25 protein-coding genes and 1 tRNA gene are annotated in these 26,994 nt (G+C 38.0%); 14 read left to right on the top strand and 12 right to left on the bottom strand.

Translation table 11 applies throughout. The features are described from left to right. Positions 1 to 496: 496 nt before the first annotated feature. Together WG906_RS08670 and WG906_RS08665 are read right to left on the bottom strand one after the other, a co-directional pair. Positions 497 to 652, bottom strand: coding sequence for a hypothetical protein (locus WG906_RS08670; RefSeq protein ID WP_339992178.1), 156 nt, complete (start codon positions 650 to 652; stop codon positions 497 to 499). A gap of 646 nt (positions 653 to 1,298) precedes the next feature. Continuing rightward, a tRNA-Cys gene (locus WG906_RS08665) sits at positions 1,299 to 1,369 on the bottom strand. Between the two features lie 323 nt (positions 1,370 to 1,692). On the opposite strand from WG906_RS08665, the gene WG906_RS08660 reads away from it, so the two are divergent. From WG906_RS08660 to WG906_RS08635, 6 genes are all read left to right on the top strand, one after another. Continuing rightward, positions 1,693 to 2,235 carry a dihydrofolate reductase family protein gene (locus tag WG906_RS08660; RefSeq protein WP_339992177.1) on the top strand — a complete coding sequence of 181 codons (543 nt, stop codon included), beginning with the start codon at positions 1,693 to 1,695 and terminating at the stop codon, positions 2,233 to 2,235. A gap of 83 nt (positions 2,236 to 2,318) precedes the next feature. Next, positions 2,319 to 2,513, top strand: a complete 195-nt coding sequence (locus WG906_RS08655; RefSeq protein ID WP_339992176.1) for a hypothetical protein — start codon at positions 2,319 to 2,321, stop codon at positions 2,511 to 2,513. A 164-nt stretch (positions 2,514 to 2,677) separates the two neighbouring features. Next, positions 2,678 to 2,950, top strand: coding sequence for a hypothetical protein (locus WG906_RS08650; RefSeq protein WP_339992175.1), 273 nt, complete (start codon positions 2,678 to 2,680; stop codon positions 2,948 to 2,950). A gap of 161 nt (positions 2,951 to 3,111) precedes the next feature. Continuing rightward, positions 3,112 to 5,118 (top strand): PAS domain-containing protein, encoded by a 2,007-nt coding sequence (locus tag WG906_RS08645; RefSeq protein ID WP_339992174.1) that lies wholly within the window; start codon positions 3,112 to 3,114, stop codon positions 5,116 to 5,118. Positions 5,119 to 5,464: 346 nt separating this feature from the next. Beyond that, a complete protein-coding gene (locus WG906_RS08640; RefSeq protein ID WP_339992173.1) occupies positions 5,465 to 6,520 on the top strand; it encodes a ligand-binding sensor domain-containing protein in 1,056 nt (351 codons plus the stop codon). Between the two features lie 16 nt (positions 6,521 to 6,536). After that, positions 6,537 to 7,160: an RDD family protein gene (locus WG906_RS08635; RefSeq protein WP_339992172.1), complete on the top strand. Its 624-nt coding sequence runs from the start codon at positions 6,537 to 6,539 to the stop codon at positions 7,158 to 7,160. A 37-nt stretch (positions 7,161 to 7,197) separates the two neighbouring features. Here WG906_RS08635 and WG906_RS08630 read toward each other — a convergent pair whose 3' ends face one another. Beyond that, positions 7,198 to 8,181: an alpha/beta hydrolase gene (locus WG906_RS08630; RefSeq protein ID WP_339992170.1), complete on the bottom strand. Its 984-nt coding sequence runs from the start codon at positions 8,179 to 8,181 to the stop codon at positions 7,198 to 7,200. Between the two features lie 437 nt (positions 8,182 to 8,618). Here WG906_RS08630 and WG906_RS08625 point away from each other — a divergent pair, with 437 nt between their 5' ends. From WG906_RS08625 to arr, 3 genes are all read left to right on the top strand, one after another. After that, positions 8,619 to 9,131 carry a hypothetical protein gene (locus WG906_RS08625; RefSeq protein ID WP_339992169.1) on the top strand — a complete coding sequence of 171 codons (513 nt, stop codon included), beginning with the start codon at positions 8,619 to 8,621 and terminating at the stop codon, positions 9,129 to 9,131. A gap of 254 nt (positions 9,132 to 9,385) precedes the next feature. Next, a complete protein-coding gene (locus tag WG906_RS08620; protein WP_339992168.1) occupies positions 9,386 to 9,613 on the top strand; it encodes a hypothetical protein in 228 nt (75 codons plus the stop codon). Positions 9,614 to 9,752: 139 nt separating this feature from the next. Next, positions 9,753 to 10,190 (top strand): NAD(+)--rifampin ADP-ribosyltransferase, encoded by a 438-nt coding sequence (gene arr / locus WG906_RS08615; RefSeq protein ID WP_339992167.1) that lies wholly within the window; start codon positions 9,753 to 9,755, stop codon positions 10,188 to 10,190. 126 nt (positions 10,191 to 10,316) lie between these two features. Here the strand turns inward: arr and WG906_RS08610 are convergent, their stop codons facing one another. From WG906_RS08610 to WG906_RS08590, 5 genes are all read right to left on the bottom strand, one after another. Beyond that, on the bottom strand, positions 10,317 to 10,601 hold the full coding sequence (locus WG906_RS08610) for a hypothetical protein (protein ID WP_339992166.1): 285 nt from the start codon (positions 10,599 to 10,601) through the stop codon (positions 10,317 to 10,319). A gap of 444 nt (positions 10,602 to 11,045) precedes the next feature. Beyond that, positions 11,046 to 11,237: a hypothetical protein gene (locus tag WG906_RS08605; RefSeq protein WP_339992165.1), complete on the bottom strand. Its 192-nt coding sequence runs from the start codon at positions 11,235 to 11,237 to the stop codon at positions 11,046 to 11,048. 117 nt (positions 11,238 to 11,354) lie between these two features. After that, positions 11,355 to 11,606, bottom strand: a complete 252-nt coding sequence (locus tag WG906_RS08600) for a hypothetical protein (protein ID WP_339992164.1) — start codon at positions 11,604 to 11,606, stop codon at positions 11,355 to 11,357. A 192-nt stretch (positions 11,607 to 11,798) separates the two neighbouring features. Next, positions 11,799 to 11,960 (bottom strand): hypothetical protein, encoded by a 162-nt coding sequence (locus tag WG906_RS08595; RefSeq protein ID WP_339992163.1) that lies wholly within the window; start codon positions 11,958 to 11,960, stop codon positions 11,799 to 11,801. Between the two features lie 20 nt (positions 11,961 to 11,980). Next, positions 11,981 to 12,172 (bottom strand): hypothetical protein, encoded by a 192-nt coding sequence (locus tag WG906_RS08590; RefSeq protein ID WP_339992162.1) that lies wholly within the window; start codon positions 12,170 to 12,172, stop codon positions 11,981 to 11,983. Positions 12,173 to 12,484: 312 nt separating this feature from the next. On the opposite strand from WG906_RS08590, the gene WG906_RS08585 reads away from it, so the two are divergent. After that, positions 12,485 to 14,380 carry a DNA topoisomerase IV subunit B gene (locus tag WG906_RS08585; protein WP_339992161.1) on the top strand — a complete coding sequence of 632 codons (1,896 nt, stop codon included), beginning with the start codon at positions 12,485 to 12,487 and terminating at the stop codon, positions 14,378 to 14,380. A gap of 220 nt (positions 14,381 to 14,600) precedes the next feature. Further along, on the top strand, positions 14,601 to 15,398 hold the full coding sequence (locus WG906_RS08580; protein ID WP_339992160.1) for a dienelactone hydrolase family protein: 798 nt from the start codon (positions 14,601 to 14,603) through the stop codon (positions 15,396 to 15,398). Positions 15,399 to 15,415: 17 nt separating this feature from the next. Here the strand turns inward: WG906_RS08580 and WG906_RS08575 are convergent, their stop codons facing one another. Further along, a complete protein-coding gene (locus WG906_RS08575) occupies positions 15,416 to 15,889 on the bottom strand; it encodes a ribonuclease H-like YkuK family protein (protein ID WP_339992159.1) in 474 nt (157 codons plus the stop codon). Between the two features lie 213 nt (positions 15,890 to 16,102). Between WG906_RS08575 and WG906_RS08570 the strand changes: the two genes are divergently transcribed. Next, entirely contained in the window at positions 16,103 to 16,954 is an 852-nt protein-coding gene (locus WG906_RS08570; RefSeq protein WP_339992158.1) for an alpha/beta fold hydrolase, read from the top strand. 87 nt (positions 16,955 to 17,041) lie between these two features. Here the strand turns inward: WG906_RS08570 and WG906_RS08565 are convergent, their stop codons facing one another. Next, positions 17,042 to 18,376 carry a Gfo/Idh/MocA family protein gene (locus tag WG906_RS08565; protein ID WP_339992157.1) on the bottom strand — a complete coding sequence of 445 codons (1,335 nt, stop codon included), beginning with the start codon at positions 18,374 to 18,376 and terminating at the stop codon, positions 17,042 to 17,044. Positions 18,377 to 18,534: 158 nt separating this feature from the next. Further along, positions 18,535 to 20,217, bottom strand: a complete 1,683-nt coding sequence (ettA, locus tag WG906_RS08560; RefSeq protein ID WP_339992156.1) for an energy-dependent translational throttle protein EttA — start codon at positions 20,215 to 20,217, stop codon at positions 18,535 to 18,537. Positions 20,218 to 20,405: 188 nt separating this feature from the next. On the opposite strand from ettA, the gene WG906_RS08555 reads away from it, so the two are divergent. Next, on the top strand, positions 20,406 to 22,940 hold the full coding sequence (locus tag WG906_RS08555) for an ATP-dependent Clp protease ATP-binding subunit (protein WP_339992155.1): 2,535 nt from the start codon (positions 20,406 to 20,408) through the stop codon (positions 22,938 to 22,940). Positions 22,941 to 23,230: 290 nt separating this feature from the next. After that, on the top strand, positions 23,231 to 26,014 hold the full coding sequence (locus tag WG906_RS08550; protein WP_339992154.1) for a DNA gyrase/topoisomerase IV subunit A: 2,784 nt from the start codon (positions 23,231 to 23,233) through the stop codon (positions 26,012 to 26,014). A 214-nt stretch (positions 26,015 to 26,228) separates the two neighbouring features. Here WG906_RS08550 and msrA read toward each other — a convergent pair whose 3' ends face one another. After that, positions 26,229 to 26,804: a peptide-methionine (S)-S-oxide reductase MsrA gene (gene msrA, locus WG906_RS08545; RefSeq protein ID WP_339992153.1), complete on the bottom strand. Its 576-nt coding sequence runs from the start codon at positions 26,802 to 26,804 to the stop codon at positions 26,229 to 26,231. Positions 26,805 to 26,994 lie beyond the last annotated feature (190 nt).

Here is a 26,994-nt window from a genome sequence, read left to right as displayed (position 1 = left end):
TAAAAGGTGAAAAATAAAAGCAAAAAAACAAACTTTTGAAGAATGACTGGAGCGAAAAATAAAGCGTTCCTTTTGCGTTCTTCTGAAAAATATTGTTAGGGGGTTTGCAAATTCCCCGCCATGTGGAAAATATGCGCCAGAATGCAGTGAGAAGGGACTGAGAAATTTCGACAGGTAAAATATTGCCTCATTGTGGGGCTAATAATTCCTCAAATTGACCATGAGAGAATTTTTCCGGATGTTTTACGGGCTCAGAAAGAGAAGGTTACATTTAGTTCAAAAAATACTTTTTGCTCATTTTCAATAACACAAACTTCGGGAGCTAAAGCCCTCAGTCAGTTAGCTGCTAAAAACAGGCGAGATCAAAGTATCGGGGTTTATTTTAACCCGATGAATATAAACCGGGATTAATAGAATAAGCTTATTGTTTACAAGCAACGAAAGCTTATAAATAAATCAAATGCACATCATTTGCAGTACAAGAAAAAAAGGGGCATTAAGAACGAACTTTCTCGTACTTGAAATCTGTTACTTCTGTATTTTCGGCATCTAGGAATAACAGATTTTCATCTTCATCCACAGCTGGTGCATTTACCAAATCATAAATCATAAAAAAAAAGACAACAAGCATCAAATAGATTGCAATTTCCATTTCTGCTTCTACGAGTATTTCTTCAGCAGGGTTACAGATATCAGCTTGGTTGTGTTAGAGTTTCTCAGAGTAGTCTGAATAACAGGTATACAAACAAGAAGTACAGCAAAAAAGCTATAATTGAAATTGACGATAGCTTAATTCCATTTAAATAACTTTCCTTAAGGTTCAGGTAGTTTATTTAGAGCAGGAGAAAGTAACATATCCGTCTGAATTCCGACAGATTATATCAGGCTGATATCAGAACAAGCATTTTCTATTCATATTGCCCTTTAATATAGCCATAGTGATACTGTATTATCCATTGATAAATAGATAATAAGAAATAATCATACGCAAAAAACAAAGGTAAAGTATATCTTATAAAGGATACCTTAACGATACCTTATATATACTTTATATATACCTTATCTATACTTTATCCCTGACTTTTGTATTACCTTGTCTTACCCTTGTCTCACCCTAATATAAGCTCTACTAGTCCCGCGCCGGCGCTTAACATACGGAAAGAAATTATCGCCCCCGCCCACTGGGAAATCCTGTAAGATAAGCTCTTTGAAAATCCTTTTTGATTGGTTTTATTCTACTGATATTCCTGGGTTAATGAGCCAGAATAAAAAAGCCCAGGCAAAATGCCTGGGCTTTGAGGTCGGAAAAGGATTCGAACCAATGTAAAAGATCTTGCGGATATGTGCCTTCCCACTCGGCCATCCGACCGGATAAAAACTATATTAAAGACCATGCATGATTTGTTTTGTTTTAAATTATTTGGATTCCGTTGATTTTGTTTAAAGGGTGTCCAATTAATACTCACATGCAAATATTTCTGATGCACATATTATGATTTTGCATTCAGTTTTATTGTTCGTATCTATGTTTATGCATCATTCTGAGTCAAATACCAATTAAGATTTTTTAAAACATCCACAGAGATGCTTAATTGAAGATTTGTGCATATGGCTAAACATTGATGTTAAGCGGCTTTGTTAAAAACATTCATAAAGCAATACTGATATTGACGGACTAAAATCGATTATACTATGAGAAAACTGATAATGTGGAACATCATTACCCTGGATGGTTATTTTGAAGGCGACCAAAATTGGGACTTACCTTTTCACAACATTTGGGGACAAGAGCTTGAGAAACTTAGCATTGAACAATTAAATTCAGCAGACTATCTCGTTTTTGGACGAGTAACTTATGAAGGAATGGCAACTCATTGGACAAAAGAAAAAGGTGAAATTGCCGACCTGATGAATAAAATACCCAAACTCGTTTTTTCTAAAACATTAAAGTCGGTTGACTGGAATAACTCTACCTTAATTAAAGAAAATGCTTCTGCTGAAATTGCTAAATTAAAAGGCCAGAGTGGAAAAGATATGTATCTGTTTGGCAGCGCTAACCTTTCCGAGACATTTATCAACGATGATTTATTTGACGAATATCGTATCGGAATCGCCCCTGTAATTTTGGGGAGTGGGCGACCTTTGTTCAGACAGAGAATGTCTTCTAAGAATTTATCTCTTGTTTCTACACAACAGCTTTTGACAGGAGGTGTTGTTTTAAAATACACAAAATAACCATGGAATTCTGTCGGGCAAACAAATGTTTTTGCAAATATTACGCTACAACCTACCTTTAATTTATCTGCTAAAACAGAGTTATGGACCCAATTGATAATATCAGTAATTATAAATGGGGGATTTTCTATTATAATCCTCCTGATCCCAGAGCTTTAGTTCCAAAGCGAGTGGGGATGATGGGATATCAATTGAATTTTGCCAGAGGCCGGGGCTTGATTCTACCTATTCTTATTGTAGTGCTGATACTCTTTTTAATCAGTTGGCTATTTCCTTAGTTCCACAAAATCTTCAATTCTTATAAGGAGACTTGAAAAACTTTAAAAAATAGGTTGAAAGCAGAAAACTATTATTCAACAATAGCAACAAGCCTTAAGGTTATGTGCTATTCTAAAGACGACTAGTGAATATCAGGACCCTTACATAAAATTTCATTCTACCGATGACAATATATAAATTCAATGAGCTTTATGATAGGATTGATGAAATCTTATGGAAATATTGGGACCCTATGGGTGTCAATAATAATGAAGAGTTGCGGGATACGTATAAGAGTTATACTCCCCATATATTCCGTTTAAAAACAGACCGGGAAGGCAAACAAGTTATAGCGACCAAATTATTTGAAATAGAAACAAGAATCATTGGGTTCCCCGGAAATATTGTCCACTGTCACTCTATCGCAGATAGAATTGAAAAGATTAGAATAAGCTAAACAGCTAGTCGCCGGCATCAGGATATTTATGCCCGGGGTGAAGTGAATCTCTGTCTTTTTAATTAATTTAGTATTAACCTGAAAGCGAAATACTGGTATTCTCTAACAGCAGCAATGCTTAACCCTTCGCTGAAAGCAAACAACCCTCAAAAACATCACATATGATCAACTTCTTTTCTATTCCCGATAAGGAAAAAGATTATAAAAGCTACATGGTGTATGTGCTTTCTATCTTATGGACATTGGTCATTTGTAGCATTGTATCAATAGGGTTCATTTTTTTTTCTGAAATATGGCAGCGATGGTTAATATTTCTGGGTACTTCAATATTTATAACTGTGTTTATTCTAACATTAATCCGTTATGGATACACAGGTTTAGCAAGCTGGGCACTTACAATAATGTTGTGGCTACTAATTACCATTCCATGTTATACTGCTGGAGGCATTATGGCCCCGGGCATTTTATCACAAGTCAGCGTTATATTAACTGCTGGATTTTTATTAGGCTGGAGGGGCGGCCTGGCTATAGGATTATTGACAGTAGTTACAGATTTTTTTCTGGCATACATGGAAATAAAGGGCTTTCTGCCAATTCCCTTAGTAACGCATAATCCCATCACCAGGTGGATCGGCACCATCATTCCATTCGGCACCATCCTTGCCTTACAATATTACGCCACCAATCACCTTCGCAGTGGTTTAGCTGCAGTTCAACGTGAAGTTTTAAAACGGGAGAAAGTCGAAAAATTAATTACTAAAACAGTTCTTGATCTGGAGGAGCGGGTGAAAGAGCTGAAAACGCTCTATCGGTTAAGCCGTATTTTGCAGAATGATGATACTTCAATTAAGGATCTGGTTCCTCAGATAGCCGAAATTCTTCCTTCGGGCTGGCAACATCCCGAAATTACTGCAGCGAGTGTTTGTATCGCTGATATTGAATACAAAACCAGTAATTATCAACGATCTTCAAACAGCCAGCTTGTCGAATTGAAAACTAAACACGGAACTCCGATAAGTATTGAAATAGTGTATTTGCAGAAAGCTCCGGAATCAGATGAGGGCCCGTTTTTAAAAGAAGAACGCCATCTTATTAATATGCTTATTGAAATGATCAAAATAAATTTAGAGTCGAGAGAACACAGAACTGAATTAAAAGATTATAAGTACGCATTGGATTTAGACTACATCGTAGCTATAGCAGGAGTGGATAGTAAACTGACATTTGTAAATGATAATTTTTGCAAAATCAACAAGTACAGTGCTGCCGAATTATTGGGAAAACATTACACTTTTATCTCATCTGATTTTCATTCCCCTGAATATTTTAACGAGTTAGCGCTTGCTATGCAAGATGGGAAGCCATTCAGAGGAGAATTTTGCAACAGGGCAAAAGACGGTATATTATACTGGGTCGACACCTCCATTGTGCCGTTCCTGGATGAGAACGGGAAAGTTTATCAGTACCTGTCTATTAGCCATGATATCACCGAACGTAAAAATGCAGATGACAAAATTAAACAAAGTGAACAACTGCTGAAAAGAATCACGAGTCAGGTTCCGGGCAATACCTATATGTTTGAAATTGAAGAAAACGGAAGCTCTAAAATACATTTTATAAGCCGGGGGACCGACATCTTCAATCATACTTATGATTTTGATGAACTCTCAGAAAATGCTGAAAAATTGAGAGAAGTATTACATGATGATGATAAGGTTAAATTTAATGATGCGATGAAAGAAGCCTTTAAAACACGGTCATTAATGAGTTTTCAATACAGGATAATTGTTGATGGCCACATCAGATGGCGTTGGATGCAAGCGGCTCCTGAAAACCACAATAACGGAAAAGTATTGTGGTATGGCGCTACAAGTGATATTACCCCGCTGGTAGATTACATTGCCTCTATTGAACAGATTATTTTTGATATCGGGCATGTTATTCGCAGACCCGTTGCTTCAATGCTGGGATTGTCCAGACTGATAATCGATATTGATTTAGATGAAAAAGAAATAAAAGAGATATCTAAAAAATTATACACTATAGCAGAAGAAATGGATAAATTTATCAAGGAACTAAACCAGGTTTATATACAGAAAAAGCAGAACACAGAACTTAATATCGATATTTCTCCGGTAATTGACAAAAGAAGCTCCTTATTCAGTTGACATAAATTCACCGGCAAATACCAGATCAAGGGAAGTGTCATTTAAAAGCGTCTCATATATTGTTTAATACATTACTACCACTTTGTTCAGTTCTTGTTCATACCTTGTTTACCCCTTGTTCAGCTCAAATGGCTGTAAATGCGGTTTGAGCTGAACAATAACTGAACAAGAGCTGAAGAAAGGGTAAACAAATGCACGATTTTTAGTCAAAAACCGTCTATTTTTCTGAAACCGGTGACATGGTTTAATTCTGTAAGCAATATTAAACTTCTGACAAGGGCTAACGAAATATAATTTGTCCAACCATAAAGACTTAACCCTTGTAACCCATTTCACACGACACAAAATGAACAAAACACTGTCGCTGCTCCTTCTCATTTTCTTAGTGGAACTTGCCGTTTTTGCTCAAGTCCGGTACAAAGACTTCATCGTAACTGACAAGGCTATATGGGCTCTCAGTGAAAGGGGAGAGCTTGATGTTTTTGATGTAAAAAGCGGAAAAAGTATTAAGAGAAATACCGGTGGTTATTCCGAGATAAAGGATATAACGACAGATATTCAAGGTCGGTTGGTGATTACTGACAAAAATGGCTGGGTTAAAAGTTTTAACGGGCAAACACAAACATGGATAGACATAGTCAGGTTGAAGGAAATCAATTACGGAATTTTATTTGACTCAAAAAACCGTTGCTATGCAATAACAAACAAGGGAATCATAGACGTTGGAAACGACCGGATATATTTTTCTGGCAGCTCACTTAATGACCAAATTCGGCCAAAGGAATTCTGGGAAAAACCATATTGTTACTATATCGATAAAAAAGACCGTATTTGGATAGGTTATGGCTACGGAGAATGGGGAGGTAATTTGTATGTTTTTGAAACGACCAGTAAGAATTTTTTAACATCAACTCTTAATACGTTCCAAATTTCCCTTTGGCCGGTTAGATCTTTCTTTGAAGATTCCTCCTCAGTTTATTTATCTGCAGGACTTCAGCATATGTTCACAAAGGGGACAATTATTGGATTTAAGAATCTGAAGGCATTTACTTTATTAGAAAGCACTATTCATGAAGGAGAGCCTGATGATAAAGGTATGCGCAAAATGTTAAATGGGGAGTATATCGGTCCCGCAACGTTTAACAAATTTACTAATTCTATTTATTTCTACTCTCAAAACGGAATGTTCAAAGGGAATACGTCACGGGACTTATCTAAAGTTGAAAACTGGGAATTAATTGTAAAGCCCCAGCTTCAATGGGAAAATGGACAGCCAGACGCAGTGGGTTCACCAATGAATGTATTAAAGATCACTATTCTTGATAAAGACAGGTTTGCTTTTCTCTCACAGAATGATGGGATAGGCCTTTATGATGGAAACAAAGTGATAATGCTGAAATAATACGGCTTCAATACTTATGATGGAAAAACAACAACAGATACCATTGATAATCGATGGCATTTCTGAAAATATTTATGCCGGCTTTTCTGTTAGACTGCGTTCTGCCCTATTAGATTTACTTATTCTCGCTCCTTTTTATGTTCTAATTCTATACATAAATAGAGTGGGAACGAATGTTTATTACTTTACATTTATTCCAAATTTTGCTTTCCTTTTTTGGTTTAGTGTCTATCTGGTAAAACGCTATGGGGGAACTCCGGGAAAACTAATTTCAGGAATTAAAATCCTCAAGATTGATGGATCAGATGTTGATTGGAAGGAGGCTATCTTAAGGGAAAGCATAACACTTTTACTGTCAGTTTGCTTTATAACCCTTACGTTAATTGCTCTTTCAAAAATTGATCACCACTATTACGAAAATTTGAATTGGAAAGAAAAATCGAAATATATAAAGACCTTCGCTCCCTTTCTTTTTGTGATTCATAAATGGACATCACTGATATGGACGACCAGTGAATTGCTCGTCTTGTTCACAAATACACGACAAAGAGCAATACATGATTTTATGGCAAATACAGTAGTCGTGAAAGTGAAATATTTGAACAGCATAAGGGAAGCCATGAGCATCGAGAATAAATGACCGGCTTTATCTTCCTGCTTACAGAAGATGCATCAAATCAACGCGGTTTAACAACAAATACTTTATTTAAAAAAGTTACTATATAGTCAACAGAGGGTTTAAACCATGGTTCAAACAAGATAAAAGAATGCGGGGAGTCTTTAAACGTTTGAACTTCGGAATAAATGTTTTTTTGAGTCAGCACTTTTCTAAAATCCTCTCTTCCTGCATGCATTCTGTCAACCGAGCTGTTAAGGAATAAAATTGGAGCCTTTTGGTTCTCAACATGGCTTAGGGGAGAGGCTTCGGCCCATAAGGCAGGGTTTTCTTTCTTAGAATAGCCAAACCAATAAGTTCCGGCCGAGGTTGACCGGCTGTCATTACCCTCACTAGATTCCGGATGAACAAATGAAAGAGTTCCGTCGATGTCTACAATTGCCTGAACGTTGCTGGAGAATTCTTTATGGCAATTATCGCCTTCGTATTTCGGGATATTTTGGGTAGCTCCAACAAAAGCGGCGAGCTCGCCTCCTGCAGAGAATCCTAATACGGCAATCCTGGAAGTGTCTATTTTTAAATTTGAGGCGTTTGCACGCATCCATCTTAAGGCTGCTTTTATATCATAGACTGCGGCAGGGTAAAGTGCTTCTGTAGACAGGCGATATTCTACAGTGAAACTGGAATATCCAGCGTTTGCCAGATGCTGAGCCAATGGGTAATGCTGGGAACGACTTCCAGTTCGCCAGCCGCCACCATGTATAATTAATACTGCGGGTGCTTTTTTACGGCCTTTTGCTAAAAAAGCGTCAATTTTTAGCTGTCTGCCCAGTATAGTGCAATAGGTCAGGTCCCGTCTCTCTTTTACATTTTTAAACTTTTTTTCCTTTACTATTTTGATTCCTGGATGAGTTTTTACAGTATTCTTATAGGCCGAATACGTGGTATAGCCGGTATCTGTTTTATTCGTTATTCCTGATGTGTTTTGAGCCTGTAAATTTTGAAGCGTAAAAATGCCAAGCGTAAGGAGAAGAAATCTTTTCATATAATCTATTTTTTATCCATAATAAAGCGCTGTTACAAATGTCCGCTTAATAAGAATCGGAGACAGCCTTTTCAATTTAAATTAATAATCAGGGTTTGTTTCCAATGATCAAACTCGTTTTCATGGTTACAATGGTTATACTGACAATATAGGAAACTTAGTCTAACTTGAACACTAGATTGTTGTCAAAATCTGCGTTAATCACTTTTTCTTTTTTTGCTGGCATCACTGGCATTTTTTGTATAACCGGGGCATTTCTTTTCCCACATCCACCCCACATATGCGTAAAAAACGCCCCCGTTATTCCCGGTAGTTTATTTAGAAACAGGTCTGATCTGGCTTTAAAACTCGTTTTGCCTTTTGGTACAGCGATTGAATACATACAAAACAGTTAAATTAAGTTAACGCTCTCAAAACTTTAACTTAAAATAACGGATATGAAAAATACATTACTTGCAATTTCTTTTTTAGCAGGATCTTTACTTTTTACGAATGCTGCCAAAGCTCAGTTAGGCACAGCAGCTCCTACGGGTTCGTTCGCAGTTAAAATTTCGGAAGTACTTGATCTGGCAGTAACCAGTGGCGCCTCAAATACTTTTGATTTTAATAGTATCGCTAAAATTGATGCAGGTATAGAAACTTTAAATGCAGTTAGCCTGACATACAAGTCAAATAAACCATGGTTTGTGAATGTGAATGCGAATACAGCAGATTTTACCGGTAGCTCACCAACTGCGATGCCTGCTTCAGTTATACAGTTCAGATTAAACGGCAATCCTTCTTATTCTACCTTATCAACTGTTCCGGCATCATTAAGCGGAACATCTGCAGCTAAAAATGCAAGAGGTACTGCTTCAATAGGAATTGACTATAAAGTAAATCCTGGTTATACATACGCTCCGGCTCAGGATTATGGAATGGTGATAACTTATACAATTAGCAACCTTTAAGAATTTTCCTTATCACAATTATATGAAGCCGGCTAAGCCGGCTTTTTTTGTGCTTAAATACGTCTGGCATCATTGAGTATTTTGAATGTTCATTGGAATGAAGTCATATGTAAAATGATGCTCTGGTCATTGTTAAAAGGATAGTCGTTTTTATTTACGGATGGTTCCTGACGTACCATTCATTTTTTTATTAAATTCTTAGAGTTTCATAATATAAGATTCATACAATCCGATAAATAAGATAATTTCGCGACATGAGAGACTTTGTGGTAGAATATGAATTTAGAAAGTACAATACATTTTTAGAGAGCAGTGTTGCCACTCCTGAACGGTTAGAAGTTAAACTTATACTGTATAAGACAGAGTATCATATCTATAAGGATAAAGCGACCAATACCTGGCATAACCATACAGGTAAGTTTGAGTTTTCATTAGGTTTATTGAAGGAGATTGGCCAAACATTAGACGGATTCTTACAATAGTTTTGTGCAGTTGTTTTTCTGCAATTATTTTAGCCATCGGCGAAGAGAATCTGTAAATTCGATAGAATGCACTGAAGAATTACTAAGAAAAAATTGGTCTGCGGATTAAAAAAACCATTCGGACATAAAATAAGCGACAATGGAACAAAACAAAAGCGACAATAAATCTTTTCAAAGCCCTTTTGCTCAGACATACTTTCACGGGACAAAGGCTGACCTGAAAATTGGAGACCTGATCAATGCTGGTTTCAACTCGAACTACGGACAGAGAAAAAATGCGAAATACATTTTCCTGACAGCGACATTAGATGCGGCTATATGGGGTGCTGAACTCGCCCTTGGGGAAGGACGGGAAAGGATCTTTTTAGTGGAACCAACCGGAGCAATTGAAGATGATCCTGATTTAACAGATAAAAAATTCCCGGGTAATCCAACAAAATCGTATCGTTCAGCTTATCCGTTTAAAGTTGTAGGAGAAGTTACAATTTGGCAGGGACATCCCGCCGAGCAGATTAACCAAATGAAAGAGGGATTAGCAAGACTTAAAGAACAAGGTATTGATTCGCTAAACGATTAAACAATACAGACATTGTAGCTATTGCCGTATAAATAAGCAAGGCTCCCAGATCAACTAAAAGCCTTGATTATTAAATTACAGGAAATACTTTACAGGCAATTTTCTCTGAACGTCTTTTCGAGAAACTTAAACCAATATTCTTTTTGCGATTTCTTTACTAATACCATCCACCCAGGGTGGGTTTCTGTTGCTATTGAGGGCACACGTTAACAATCCGTTTTCGTCTTTAATACAATGTATTATCACACCTTTTTCCTGAACATACACTTCATAATCATAGAACGTTACTTGCTTAACGAATCCGTGTAAAACAGAACCATCATATTCTTGATAGGAAACTCTAAAATTTTTAAAATGATGTACTTCCGGCTGAGTGCTTTCACCAGGTTGTGCGTAGCTGAACTTGTTCATAAGCGTTTTAGGATTAGGGGGTTGAGTGAATGAATTTAATAAACAATATCAATTACTGCAACTATTTATTTCTGATTTATTTTTTGAAATACAGCAAAAATTCAATTAAAATTTGTACACCTTTTTCTTGAATTTTTATGGGCTATGAAAATATCAGGGAAGTAATGATTTTAAAAACCTTGCAGAAAGCAGGAAAATTGCAGGTGGGTAATTCAATTTTTATAAAAATATATAATATGGACGATGAAAATGCCTTATCACATTTTTCATTTTGTTCTCCGAAAAAAAAGAGATCGTCAAGAAATAACCGATGTTTTAGTTTTAAATATCTAAAAATTTCGATGTATCATTGTTGTTACATTTAAAATTCTGAATAAGTGTAATTCTAAAGCTTTGTTATTGAGGTTTTCTCCTCTTAAATCGGGGTAGATTTATAAGGTCAGCTTATTTATTTTTAGATGCATTAGTATGTGTTACCCCGGCTTCCTCAGGCCGAGTTTCTTCGATTTCCTCATCTAAGTCCTCTTCGTTTAAGGGAACAATAAAATTTTCATCTTCATCTACTTCGGGCGCATTTATGAGATCATAAATCATCCAAAGTAATCCGACAATCATTATTGAAATAATTATTTGCATAAATTTCCTTTTCTACGGAAACGTTCTTAAAAGGTTCAAATTAAGTACAAATATTATTAGAATAACATTTTTCGATAATTATTTTCGTTTAAAGCTTTTTTAAATCTTTGAGATTAATTACATTCTGAATCGTAAAGATACGGATCGGCCCAGGGCCTGAATAAATTCAGGATCAAGTGTTGCACCGCCCTTCTGCACCCAAACTTTTCGCTCATCTTTAATCAGATCAACATTCTCACCGTTTAATACAATTTGAAGTTCTGTGGTCGATTTATTAATGGCGGAGCTGTTATTTATATAATAGACATAATCTTTATCGTTAAAAGTTATTCGCATTGGTAATCCCATAATTGTATCTACGCTTTTCATTGTCATTTGTTCTAACGAATATATTGCTTCTTTCTTCTCTGAAAAGTAATTAGTTTTTTAAAAAATAGTTGATTCATTTAGTATCAGCGTTTTAAAAAAAATAGTCCTGCTTTTTGGCAGGACTATTTTTCTTGTTGTTTAACTGAGGGAAAAAGAACGATTGTGTAATTTCGTAATTAGAAAAATATTTTTTTAAGCAACGAGTAATCCATCATCAGATTTCGGTCTTAAAGTATTAATAATATTATTTTTTGCAGATTTTAACGAATCCAATTCTTTTGATAAAATATTCAATAGTTGTTTGTCGAATCTTTCGCTTAATTTAATAATTGCGGTTTGGCTTTGCTTTTTCATAATTCTGTGCGTTTTAGGTTTTAACTGCTTTTTTCTTCATTTTCTTCAGAATCGCTTAAGTTATTTTTTCTGCGCTCTGCTTCATGTTTCTGACGAAGAAGTTGTTCCAAATCTCTTTGATCTTCAGCCTTTTCAGGATTCGATGGATTTTCCCAATCCTGTCCTTTTTCTTTAGACTCATCTGGGATTTTTATTTTGTTAACTACTGTCATCTCATTTCGTTAATCTGAAATACTCTATCCCATTATCGTACCAAAGATTTTTACAGAAGCATCAAATCTTAGTTAATAGGCCTTAAATGCAGGTTCTATTCAAATAAATTAAAAATTCTAAAACTGCGGATTTAACCATGGTTGTAATAAATGTTATACAAAGGCTCATTTTAAAGGCAGAGATTATCTTTTTTTTGTACAGACTTTAGGACGTGCCGTTGAATTTTGAGGATAAAGGAAAATATGAATTCATAAAATTTTAGTTTTGTATATTGCTGGTTGATTATTTCAACCTGAATTATCTCTTATAAAATGGCCGAAGTTAATTATAGTGAAGACAGTATCCGCTCCCTCGATTGGAAGGAACATATCCGTTTACGTCCTGGTATGTACATCGGGAAGTTAGGTGACGGATCCGCTTATGATGATGGAATTTATGTTCTGCTAAAAGAGATTGTAGATAATTCAATAGATGAGTTTGTGATGGGAGCGGGCAGGAGTATCGAAATTACCATCTCGGATCATAAAGTCTCTGTTCGTGATTACGGCCGCGGAATACCACTGGGAAAGGTTATTGATTGCGTATCCAAAATAAATACCGGCGGAAAGTATGATTCAAAAGCTTTTCAAAAATCTGTCGGGTTAAACGGGGTAGGTACCAAAGCAGTAAATGCCCTGTCGGCAACTTTTGTTGTTCAGTCCTATCGGGATGGAAAAACTAAAATAGCCGAATTTAATAAGGGAGAACTAGTTCGTGATGAGCCGGAGAAGGATACCACCCAAAGAAATGGGACGGCAATTTCTTTCATCCCCGACGAGACGATTTTCAGGCATTACCGCTATATTCCCGAGTTTATTGAAAACATGATCTGGAATTATGTTTTCCTGAATTCTGGTCTGACTATAAATTTTAACGGGCAGAAGTTTTTTTCTGAAAAAGGCCTCCATGATTTACTGGAAAAAAATACAGACGCCCAAAACATACGTTATCCGATAATTCACCTTAGAGGGGAAGATATTGAAGTTGCCATGACGCATGGCCAGCAGTACGGAGAAGAGTATTATTCTTTTGTTAACGGACAGCATACAACCCAGGGTGGAACACACCAGGCAGCGTTTCGGGAAGCGGTGGTTAAAACTGTTCGTGAATTCTATAAGAAGGAATTTGATGCCTCCGATATCAGGGCTTCAATTGTTTCGGCAATTGCGATTAAAGTTCAGGAGCCTGTATTTGAATCGCAAACCAAAACCAAGCTTGGTTCTCAGAATATCGGACCCGAAGGGCCATCTGTTCGCGCTTTCGTCGTCGACTTTTTAAAGAAGGCTTTAGATGACTACCTTCATAAACAACCGCAAACTGCCGATGCTTTATTAAAGCGGATACTTCAATCGGAGCGTGAGCGTAAGGATATTGCAGGAATTAAAAAGCTTGCTAATGAACGGGCAAAAAAAGCATCTCTTCATAATAGAAAACTCCGCGATTGTAAACTGCATTTTGATGATACCCATGAACGGAAACAGGATACAACATTATTTATTACGGAGGGAGATTCGGCCAGTGGATCGATTACCAAGTCGCGGGATGTAATGACTCAGGCTGTTTTCAGTTTAAAGGGAAAACCATTAAACTGCTTTAGTCTTACTAAAAAAGTAGTTTATGAGAATGAAGAGTTTAATCTGCTGCAGCATGCTTTAAATATTGAAGACGGATTGGAAGGGTTACGGTATAACAATATTGTTATAGCTACTGATGCCGACGTGGATGGCATGCACATCAGGCTATTAATGATGACCTTCTTCCTGCAATTTTTCCCTGACCTGGTAAAGGCCGGGCATGTTTCTATTTTACAAACTCCATTATTCAGAGTAAGAAATAAGAAAGAGACCATTTATTGTTATAACGAAGAAGAGAAAAACCGGGCAATAGAAAAGCTTGGAAGTAAACCTGAAATTACACGATTTAAGGGGCTGGGAGAGATATCACCAGATGAATTTGGTTTATTTATCGGCAAGGATATCCGTTTGGAGCCGGTAATCCTCAGAGACGCTAACATACATTCATTGCTTGAATATTTCATGGGTAAAAATACTCCCGACAGGCAGCAACACATTGTTAAAAATTTGAGAGTTGAAAAAGATGATTCCCAAACTGCCGCAAGCGTGGAAACTATTGCAGAGGGTATTGATGAAGATAATTTTGCTGCGTAAAGTTCGGCAAAGAAATTGCTTTTAAGCCTTGCAGATAATTCCGAACCTGGGTCTTTTTAACTCCCTGGGGATCATATCTGCAAGTTTTAGCAGAATTTGAGAACAAGCAAAAGAAAGCAATTACAATTTTATTATATTGTATAATGTTCCTGTTTGGAAAGCCAGCGGAGTAAAACTTTCCTGAATTAAATTTTTCGTCTGACATCTCATCTTATATACCATGAAAAAGTTACTTATTGTTTTCGTATTTAGTCTGTTTGCAGCTTCTTCTCATGCGCAGGAATGGGTAGACCGGCATTTAAAAAATTCTCCCCGTCATCAGGAATGGATTCAAACAAAAGCAGGCGACAGAACGCTGCATTCTTTTATCACTTTTCCCGAAGCGAGTAAAAAAGTTCCTGTAGTAATTGTGATTCATGAAAATAAAGGACTTAACGATTGGGCCAGAAGTGTAACAGATCAGCTTGCGGCAGCCGGGTACATTGCTATTGCTCCGGATTTGCTTTCCGGAATGGGCCCCGACGGAGGTAAAACTTCTGATTTCAAGACCCCGGATGATGCAACTAAAGCCTTATATGCTTTAAAACAGGAAAAAGTAACCGAAGACTTGAACAGCGTATTTAATTATGCCAAAAAGATTCCTGCTGCAAACGGAAAAGTTGTTGTTATTGGTTTTTGCTGGGGCGGAGGGCAGGCGTTTACGTATGCTGTGAATCAGCCTGATTTAGCAGCCGCTTTAGTGTTTTACGGAACCGGAGTAACCGATGCCGAATCAGCTGCGAAAATTAAAGCTCCGGTGTATGGATTCTATGGCGGCAATGATGAGCGTGTAAATGCTACTATTCCGGAGTCTGAAAAGGCTATGAAAGAAGCAGGAAAAAAATATTTATATAAAATTTACGATGAGGCAGGGCATGGCTTTTTCCGAGCCGGGCAGGATCCTGAAGCATCAGAGGCTAATAAAAAAGCCCGGGATATGTCCTATGAAAGGGTCCTTGAAATATTAAAAGATATTTAGTGACCAGGTGCGTTTTTTTATTGAACCATCTTATTTGCACATGTAGAACTGGCAAAGGCCTCCGGTTTAGCTTTGAATACGAATCCCATACTAAGAATATATCCCATGGCTTCATGCAAAGCCTGGTTGGATTTAAACATAGGATTAGTATTAATGTCTGCATGAACTTCCAGGTCCACATCATAAAGGTCAAGCAGATCGCATAAAGCATAAGCGGTTTCAATCGACTTTTGAACCTCAGATAGCATTCTTTCTTTAATGCTCATTTTTCTGGTGCTCTTTTCCTGGTGGATAAACATAAAAGCACCCTTTTTCTCTCTTATAAATACTATAACGGTAGCAAAGTCGGTATAACTCCCTTTCACCTGCGAGTCTGTACCTATACAAACTTTTAGTTTATTACCAAGCTTTGATTCTCTTTCAATAGCGTATTCTACTTCTTCTAAAATTGGACTTTGAATAATTTCACCACTAAATTTTTTCCAGGTCATAAGATTAAGTTTGGGTTTTCGTTTTTAATAACCATATATGCCTCCGAGCAATTTATGTGGTTTAATAAAGATATATTTTAATTAATTAAATGCATATTGTTTTTTTGTTAACATATTAACAATCAGTTATAACTGTCTTTAATATGAATAACGTTTAATTATAAATTATTGTTACATTCCTTTGTCTTAACTTTAAGTTTAAAGCGTCTATCAATGGTATTTCGAGGTTTAAAGGGACTGGTTCTTTTCTTATTCGTTGTTAGTGTTGCCTCATGTAAAAAAAATGATGTTCAACACGAGCCTTTGAAGGCCGGTGTGATGACGGATGTTTCTTACGGGGCAGATCAGAAAAATAGGATGGATGTTTATCTTCCGCAAGGAAGGGCCGCCAACACGAAAGTAATTATTCTTCTTCATGGAGGCGCCTGGTCTGATGGGGATAAAAACGAATATACAGCGCAATCATTATATTTCCGGGATAAGGGCTTTGCCGTGATCAATATGAATTACCGCTTAGCAGGAACTGCGGAAAATAATATACACCCTGCTCAGCAGGCAGATATTGGGGCAGTAGTAAATTATGTATCGGTAAAAGCTTCCGAATGGAATATTTCATCAGATAAATTCGGGTTGATCGGTGTAAGTGCGGGGGCTCATCTGGCTCTCCTTTATACTTATGGATATAATGTTAATGATAAAATTAAATCGGTTGTTTCGGCGTCTGGTCCTGCAAATTTTACTGATACCCAGGGAATCGGGCTTCAGCAGGCTGCTGCTGTTCAACTGTTTCTGGGTGCGGAATTTAATCAGATAAATTTCCCCTTGTTTGTTCAGGCGAGTCCCTTACTTAGGGCAAATTCTCTATCTAAACCTACATTAATTTTGCATGGCTTGCGGGATGACATTGTGCCTGTTAAACAGGCGAATGACCTGGGTGTAAAGCTGGCTCAACTGAATGTTAAACACAAGGTAGTACTATTCGACGAAGGCCATGAGCTTTTAACTCCATCAAATTCACAGAAAATTTTGGACGAGATTGAAAAATGGTTTAATGAAACCATCTGAGCATACCTGAGGCAAACAAGAATGAATTTAGCGAAGTCTGAAAAATATAATGAAAAAGGGAGATGCCATCGCATCTCCCTTTTTTTGTTATACCTGCCCGCGGGTTGGATGCGGATCTAAAGAAGTTAATTTCTTAATTTTTATGGGTTCGCCTTTATCTATACTGTTTCTGGCGGCAATTCCTATTAGGCATGACATTGCCCCGTCGCGGCTTCCTGCTCCTTGTTTATAGGGGTCGGCCCCTGGATTAAACAATTGTTTTCTTAAGCGTGCGTCACCGCCTCCATGGCCCGCTTCTGTATTGTCAATTCTGATGTATTCGGTTTTGCCAAAGTTTTTTGTTAGTTGTATCTCATCATATTTCTCCATTTCCCAGGGCTGCTTTTCATGGATCCATGCATCCAGTTTTCCCTTGGTTCCATTAAATGAAATCCGGTAGCCTTCATATGGCGAGTAAGTAGTGAGCGAGTAGCTTACCTGAACATCGTTGGCGTATTTTATTTGTACAGCCATTTTATCGAAGATGTCAATATCCTCTTTCCATACACAACCATCTCTATGGTAACCATCGTATTTTTCATTGTCGACATACAATTGCATCAACCGTTTGTCTTTGGTAATGTCGAAGTAGAATTTACATTGGTCTTTATGGGGGCATGGCCGGCAATGAGTATGGCGGAACGAATTATTTTTTCCGTAAAACTCAAGTTTTCCGTACGCATATACCTCTTCCGGATCAGAGTTCAGCCACCAGTTCAGCAAATCAAAGTGATGCGTTGCTTTGTGCACTAATAAGGAACCGCCAAATTCCCTTTTTCTGTGCCACCGGCGGAAATAATCTGCACCATGGGAGGTATCCAGGTACCAGTGGAAATCTACCGAGGTAACTTTTCCTATAGAGTCGTTGTGTAATAGTTCATAGATTTTTTGTCTGTGCGGTGAATATCTGTAGTTGAATGTGACATGAACTTTTTTGCCGGTTTTTCTCTCTGCATCCAGAATCATCTGACATTTCTTTTCGTCGGTGGTCATTGGTTTTTCTGTGATAATATCCGCCCCCGCTTCAAGACCCTTCACAATCTGTTCATGGTGAGTGCTGTCCATTGTGGTCACAATCAGGATCTCTGGTTTTGTTTCTTTCAACATTTTATCCAGATCCACGTAAGTTGGGCAAGACAGGTTCATCATTCTTTTTGCTGTGGCAACCCTGCCTGAATTTTTATCACATAATCCCACAAATTCTACACTGTCAGCGTATTCTTTAATTACGTCTGTTCCCCACATACCTGTGCCACGGTGGCCTGTGCCTACCATGGCTATTCGTTTTTTAGGAAGTTTTAATGTGGATGCAAATAAGTTGTCGGAAAGTAAAGCTCCCGCCATAGCGGCGCCTGTGTGCTGTATGAATTTTCTGCGATGCATATAAATAGTTAGTTGAACGAATTTAACTATTTTACCTGCTTAAACTAATTAAAGGGCCTAGGGAAATTATACAATCGATGCCCGTAATTGAATTGTTACTTTCTGGGCCTGTATATGGCTGTCCCCTTTATTAGGAAGGAGACAGCCAGTCAGAAATTTTACAAAATTAATTTTTTGTATTTGATGCGTTTAGGCGCAGAATCGCCCAGACGCTTCTTTTTGTTTTCTTCGTATTCTGAATAGTTTCCCTCAAAAAAATTAACCTGTGAATCTCCCTCAAAAGCAAGGATATGGGTGCAAATTCTATCCAGGAACCAGCGGTCGTGGGAAATAATTACTGCACAACCTGCGAAGTTTTCAAGTCCTTCTTCCAGAGCCCGTAAAGTGTTTACGTCTATATCATTGGTCGGCTCATCCAGTAATAAAACGTTAGAATCCTTTTTTAGAGTGATAGCTAAATGAGCTCTATTACGTTCTCCACCCGATAATACACTTACTTTTTTCTGCTGATCGGCCCCGTTAAAGTTAAATTTAGATACATATGCCCGGGAATTGATAGGTTTATTTCCGAGTAAAATAGTTTCATTGCCACCTGTAATGTTCTCCCAAACAGATTTTTCGGGATCCAAATCATTATGCATTTGATCTACATAACCAAGAGCAACAGTTTCTCCCACCTTAAACGTACCGGCATCAGCGGTTTCCTGACCGGTTATCAGGCGAAACAGGGTGGTTTTACCTGCGCCGTTGGGTCCGATAATACCTACTATACCTGCAGGGGGTAAGGAGAAGTTCAGATTGTCGAATAGGACTTTGTCGCCATATGCCTTGCTTACATTATTGGCTTCGATAACAATATTGCCTAAACGGGGGCCTGGCGGAATGAATAGTTCCAGCTTATCTTCTCTTTCTTTGCCATCCTCGGAGGCCATTTTTTCGTAATTCGCTAAGCGCGCTTTTGATTTAGCGTGTCTGGCTTTTGGTGCCATTCTTACCCATTCCAACTCGCGCTCGAGAGTTTTCTGCCGCTTGCTTTCCGTTTTTTCTTCCTGAGCCAGGCGTTTTGATTTTTGTTCGAGCCATGAAGAATAATTCCCTTTCCATGGAATTCCTTCCCCACGATCCAGTTCGAGTATCCATCCGGCAACATTATCCAGGAAGTACCTGTCGTGTGTTACAGCAATTACAGTTCCTTTATATTGTTTAAGAAATTGCTCCAGCCAGTCGATGGACTCTGCATCAAGGTGGTTGGTTGGCTCATCAAGCAATAAAACATCAGGTTCTTTAAGTAAAAGCCGGCATAAAGCCACTCTTCTGCGCTCACCTCCTGACAATGTGGCAATTTTACTATCCGGATCCGGAGTGCGAAGGGCATCCATTGCTCTCTCAAGCTTCGAATCTAATTCCCAGGCTCCGCTTGCATCAATCTTATCCTGAAGTTCTCCCTGGCGCGCAAGGAGCTTATCCATTTCATCTGCATTTTCGTAAACTTCGGGCAGGCCGAAGCGCTCATTTATTTCTTCATACTCTTTTAAAACCGCGGTAGTTTCTGCTACACCTTCTTCTACAACCTCTCTAACGGTCTTTTCAGGGTCTAAATCAGGTTCCTGAGCTAAATATCCTACCGTATAACCAGGAGAAAAAACTACTTCCCCCTGATAAGACTTATCTAAGCCGGCAATGATTTTCAACAGTGAAGATTTTCCAGAGCCGTTTAAACCGATGACTCCGATTTTCGCACCGTAAAAAAAAGATAAGTATATATTTTTAAGAACTTGTTTCTGAGGGGGGTAAATCTTGTTTACACCAGCCATGGAAAAAATTATTTTTTCGTCTGCCATTTTTACTTTAAGTTGAGCCGTAAATATCGGGATTTTGAGCAATTGACATAAATTTTTATTATCTTAACGGTTGAAAAACTATTTTGAGTAAAATGGCGTAATTGTTGATAAATTATTACAAATAACGCCAAGCTATTTATAAAACTAATTTATAGATTAGGGCGTTTAAGACGAAGAAAGGTTATATAATGGAAGCTAAATTTTCACCACGTGTTAAAGACGTAATTTCTTACAGCAGAGAAGAGGCATTGCGCTTAGGGCACGATTATATTGGCACCGAACATTTATTGCTGGGGCTTATTCGTGAAGGCGATGGTATGGCGATAAAAATTCTCAAGACTTTAGGTGTTGATACTCCTCGCTTGCGTCGCTCGATTGAGGACGCAGTAAAAGGTACAAGTAATACAACTGTAAATCTGGGAAATATCCCGCTTACCAAGCAAGCGGAGAAAGTTCTTAAGATTACCTATCTGGAGGCTAAAATCTTCAAAAGTGATGTGATCGGAACCGAGCATTTATTATTGTCAATTCTTAGGGATGATGATAATATTGCCTCACAAATTTTACTACAGTATAACATAAATTACGACGTGTTTAAAGCAGAAGTAGAACAGAATAAAGATGGTTTCCGCGATGAACTTCCGGGTTCTGCAGCTGGAGACGATGATTTTCGTGAAGAGGAATCTTCATTCAGTCAGCCTAAAAAGGTGTCAGATATTAAGTCTAAAACTCCTGTTTTGGATAATTTTGGACGCGATTTAACAAAAGCTGCCGAAGATGGTAAACTGGATCCTATTGTAGGCCGGGATAAAGAAATTGAGCGTGTTTCTCAGATTCTTTCCCGCCGTAAGAAAAATAATCCGATTCTGATCGGTGAACCAGGGGTTGGTAAATCAGCTATTGCTGAAGGTTTAGCCCTGAGAATTGTACAGCGTAAGGTATCACGTGTATTGTTTAATAAACGGGTAGTAACTCTTGATCTCGCGTCTTTAGTGGCCGGAACAAAATATCGCGGTCAGTTTGAAGAGCGTATGAAAGCTGTAATGAATGAACTGGAAAAGTCCCCGGATGTAATCCTGTTCATTGATGAAATTCATACAATTGTTGGCGCCGGTGGAGCTTCAGGTTCCCTCGATGCTTCAAATATGTTTAAACCGGCATTGGCTCGCGGAGAGATTCAATGTATCGGAGCAACTACGCTTGATGAATATCGTCAGTACATTGAAAAAGACGGCGCATTAGATCGTCGTTTCCAAAAGGTGATGATAGAGCCTGCGACTCCGGATGAAACCATTGAAATTCTTAATAGAATCAAAGAAAAGTACGAAGAGCATCATGCGGTAACATATACACCAGAAGCTATAAATGCTTGCGTGTCTTTAACTTCACGTTATATTACCGACAGGTTTTTACCTGATAAAGCGATTGATGCTTTAGATGAGTCCGGTTCAAGAGTGCATTTAACCAATATCCATGTCCCTCAGGAAATTATTGATATTGAGCAGAAAATTGAAGAAATTAAAGTTGAGAAAAATAAGGTTGTAAGAAGCCAGAAATACGAGGAAGCCGCTAAACTTCGCGATACTGAAAAGAATCTGTTAGAAGAATTAGACCGGGCCAAGACTTCCTGGGAAGCAGAAACCCGTACTAAACGCTATACAGTAACTGAAGATAATGTTGCTGAAGTTGTTTCAATGATGACCGGTATTCCTGTTCAGCGTGTCGGGCAAACCGACAGCCAGAAATTACTTGCAATGCCTGAATTAATTGCGGATAAGATTATCGGACAGGAAGAAGCTATTAAAAAACTCACCAAGGCTATTCAACGGACCCGTGCGGGATTGAAAGATCCTAAAAAGCCAATTGGGTCTTTTATCTTCCTTGGGCCGACAGGTGTTGGTAAAACTGAACTAGCTAAGGAGCTTGCCCGTTTTATGTTCGACAGCGAGGATGCACTGATCCAGATTGATATGAGCGAATACATGGAAAAATTTGCTGTGTCTCGTTTAGTTGGAGCGCCTCCGGGATATGTTGGGTATGAAGAAGGCGGACAGCTGACTGAAAAAGTTCGTCGTAAGCCATACGCAGTTGTTCTTTTGGATGAGATTGAAAAAGCTCACCCGGATGTATTTAATATTTTGTTACAAGTATTGGATGAAGGTCAGCTTACTGATAGCCTTGGAAGAAAAGTGGATTTCCGGAATACTATCGTAATCATGACTTCAAATATCGGTGCTCGTCAATTAAAAGACTTTGGACAGGGCGTTGGTTTTACAACTTCGGCTAAAGCTTTACAAGCCGAAACTCATTCAAGAGGTGTAATTGAGAATGCTCTGAAACGTGCTTTTGCACCAGAGTTTTTAAATCGCGTCGATGATGTAATCGTATTTAATTCTCTGTCTAAAGAGGATATCTTTAAAATTATTGATATTGAATTAACAGCATTATTCTCCAGGGTTACTGCTCTTGGATATGCAGTTACCCTTACCGATACCGCAAAAGATTTCATAGCGGAGAATGGATATGATGCTAATTTCGGCGCCCGCCCGTTAAAACGTGCGATTCAGAAATTCCTGGAAGATCCAATTGCTGAAGAAATTCTAAAAGGTGAATTAGTAGACGGTGATGTACTGGAGGTTGATTTCGACAGTGAGGCTAAGGAAATCAGGATTAACCGTAAGGCTCCCGGAAAGAAGAAGAAAGAAGAGAAAAAAGAAGAATAATATATTATAGCAGAAACCCGGTTCCCACCGGGTTTTTTTGTTTTATTGAAATCTGCAGGGGAGTGCAGCTCATACAAATACTAGCATCTCTTCCAACATAATTTCCAAAATTTTCAATTATTTCATAACCGTATTTCGATAAAATAACAGATTATTGGCTGGTTTTTTAGTTTAATCAACTATACTGAGTTCACTCTTATAATTTCATATAAACCTGTATCAATCTCAATTAACCGGAACTTAATTTCTCAAAACTGTTATATTTACCATTCCAGAGTTTTTTAATAAGGATGAGTGAAGAATCACTAGACAATAAGTTCGATAACGAAGAAAAATTACATAATGTAACCTCCCTCAACGGTTTGTATGAGAACTGGTTTCTGGACTATGCATCGTATGTAATTTTAGATCGCGCAGTGCCACATATTAACGATGGATTAAAGCCTGTTCAGCGACGTATTCTGCATTCTCTAAAGGAGTTAGATGATGGCCGCTTTAATAAGGCCGCCAATGTTATTGGGAATACGATGAAGTATCACCCGCATGGGGATGCCTCTATTGGTGATGCGATGGTTCAAATCGGTCAGAAAAATCTGTTGATTGATACACAGGGAAACTGGGGCGATCCGATAACGGGAGATTCTGCAGCCGCAGCACGTTATATTGAAGCGCGTTTGTCAAAATTTGCTAATGAAGTAGTTTTCAATCCTGACACTACAATCTGGCAAAACAGTTACGATGGTCGAAATAAAGAACCCATTACTCTTCCTGTTAAGTTCCCTTTATTACTGGCCCAGGGTGCCGAAGGGATTGCTGTAGGTTTAGCTACTAAAATCCTTCCGCATAATTTCATTGAATTAATTGATGCTTCGATTGAAGTTTTAAAAGGAAACAGGCCAAATCTTTTACCAGATTTCCCTACAGGTGGAATGGCGGATTGCTCTGCCTATAATGAAGGACAGAGAGGAGGGAAGATTCGGGTAAGAGCAAAGATTGTAGAAAAAGATAAAAAAACACTTACAATAACAGAAATTCCTTTTACTACTACTACCGGAAGTCTGATCGACAGCGTCATCTCGGCGAATGATAAAGGGAAAATCAAAATCAGAAAAATTGAAGATAATACAGCTCAAAATGTTGAAGTAGTTATTCATTTAGCTCCGGGTATCTCTCCCGACGTTACCATTGATGCACTCTATGCTTTCACCGATTGTGAAGTTTCAATATCTCCGAATACTTGTGTAATCAGAGATGACAAACCCCAGTTTCTGAGTGTAAATGATATTCTGATATCTAATACTGAATACACAAAATACCTTTTAAAACGCGAGCTTGAAATCCGGCTGGCAGAGTTAAAGGAAAGGATTTTCTTCAGTAATCTATTAAAGATTTTTATTCAGGAGGGCATGTACAAGCATCCTGATTATGAGAATTCTGGTGCGTTTGAAGCGGTAATTGAAGTGCTGGATCGTTTATTTGAGCCTTTCTTTCCCCAATTTTACCGGCCAATCCTTCCTGAAGATTATAAAAAACTTATTGAGAAACCAATGAGCAGTATCACCCGCTTTGATGTTAAAAAGGCGGATGATCAAATGAAAACTCTTGAGAATGAGATAAAGGAATTAAAGCATCATTTAAAACACCTTACTGATTATGCGATCGCATGGTTTGAGAAAATAAGGGATAAATACGGAAAGGACAGGGGCAGGAAAACTGAGTTACGGACTTTCGACAGGGTAGATGCTACCCAGGTTGCTTTGGCAAACGTAAAATTATATGTAAACCGTACTGATGGCTTTATCGGAACGGGATTGCGTAAAGATGAATTTGTTTGCGATTGCTCTGACCTTGATGAAATTATAGTATTTCGTGAGGATGGAAAATGTGTGGTTACTAAAGTGCAGGACAAGATATTTGTAGGAAAGGATATTCTGCATGTGGGCGTATTTAAAAAGGGTGATGAACGGACCGTTTACAACATGATTTATAAGGATGGTCAAACTGGCGTATCTTTTGTAAAGCGTTTTACGGTTCTTGGGGTTACCCGCGATAAAGAATACGACTTAACAAAAGGCTCAAAGGGATCTAAATCCCTGTATTTTACCGCTAATCCAAATGGTGAAGCAGAAGTTGTTAATATTCAGCTCAAGCCGCATTCGAAGCTCAGAAAACTTCAGTTTGACTTAGATTTTGCAGAAATAGCTATCAAGGGGCGCAGTTCGATCGGGAACACCGTAAGCAAATATCCTGTTAAGAAAATCACTCTTAAATCTAAAGGGGTATCAACTCTGGCGGGACGGAAAATCTGGTATGATGATATATTAAAACGTTTGAACGCAGATGGAAGGGGTAAATATCTGGGTGAATTTGATGGTCCGGATAAAATATTAACCATTTTAAGCAATGGCGCTTTCGAATTAACATCATTCGATCTGAGCAATCACTTTGATGATAAAATGCTTCTTATTGAAAAGTATGATCCTGAAAAGATATTTACTGTAGTGCATTTTGATGGTAAGTCAAAGATTTACTACGTTAAACGTTTCTTATTCGAAGACACTCCAATAGGAAAGGTAACCAGTATTATTAATGAAGAACCTGGTTCTAAGCTGGTTTTGATTTCGGGTGCTGCCCAGCCTGTTGTAAAAGTCGACTCGTTAAAAGGGAAAAGCTTAACACCGGAGACATCAGAAATTAACCTTGCTGATGTTATTGATGTTAAGGGTATGAAAGCCCAGGGTAACCGCTTGTCTCCTAATGAGATTAAAACAATTGAATTGATTGCCGAACACGATGATCCGGAAGATGTCCCAGATCCGGTAGCGGAGGTCTCATTAGAAGAGGTGGTATTAGAAGAAAAACTGGATATTGAAGCCGAGAAAGAAGTTACTACAAATGAGGAAGAGACGATAACGGTAGGTGAAAGTGTTAAAGATCCGGTCGTATCTCCCGAAAAAAAGAAAGCTTCTGGGAAAGAGGATGAAAAGGCAAAGCCTGCAAAAAAGGTAAGTTTCGAAATCACTAATCCGGACGATATTGAGATTGATGAAAAGGGACAGTTGGGACTATTTTAAGATTTATTAATTCATGAAAGTACCCGTGATGATTTAAGGAAGCCCTCCCACGTCATTCCTGCCTTTAGGCAGGAATCCTAATGCAGCGCACAATAAGATACTCCAGAATAACGCATTACGATTGCCGGTCGGGCCGGCAATGACGGTCCGTGTGGAATGACGATTGTCCTTGAAACATAGAACTCGTTAGGAAAGTGTTTTATAAAAAAGAGGACTAAAGTAATTCTGGCTTTATTTTTTCTTTAAACTTTTCACCAAATTTCGCAAGCTTAGGCTTAATTACAAAAGCGCAGTAGGGTTGTCCGGAATTTTGATTGAAATAGTTTTGATGGTAATCTTCTGCTTTATAAAAATCAGAAATCGGAGAAACTTCGGTAATAATTGGACTATCAAAAACCAGTTCTTTAGTTAAATCATCAATCATTCTATTGGCTTTTTCTTTTTGCTCCTGACTATTGAAAAAGATAACAGAGCGGTATTGAGTGCCAATATCATTCCCCTGTCTGTTTAATGTTGTAGGATTATGGGTCTTGAAAAATACTAATAAAAGTTCTTCGAAGGAGATAATATTGGGGTCGAAATCTATTTGAATAACTTCTGCATGGCCGGTAACTCCACTACATACCTGTTCGTAAGTAGGATTGTCTTTATGTCCTCCCATATAACCTGAAGATACCTTTGAAACACCCTTTAGCGACTGGAAAATTGCTTCAGTGCACCAGAAGCATCCTGCGCCAAATGTGGCCGAATCTGTATGGAATGACGTCTTGTTTGTTTGATTCTCATTCATTTCGGATAGATATTAATTAATGTAAGCCCTTAGTTCAATTGTTGAATAAAGATAACAACATGGAAATCATCCTAATGTTATATTTAAGAATAGAACGCTAAGCTCTTAAACGGAAGTGATCGGATTTGATTGTTATCCAAATATTTTTAGATAAGTTTGATCTAGCTGATTAGCCAGATTTTCAAATTAT

Source organism: Pedobacter superstes, from assembly GCF_037622515.1.
In the GTDB taxonomy this organism is placed as follows: domain Bacteria; phylum Bacteroidota; class Bacteroidia; order Sphingobacteriales; family Sphingobacteriaceae; genus Paradesertivirga; species Paradesertivirga superstes.
The sequence above is the reverse complement of the archived record's forward strand: the minus strand, read 5'-3'. Positions and strand labels throughout refer to the sequence as shown.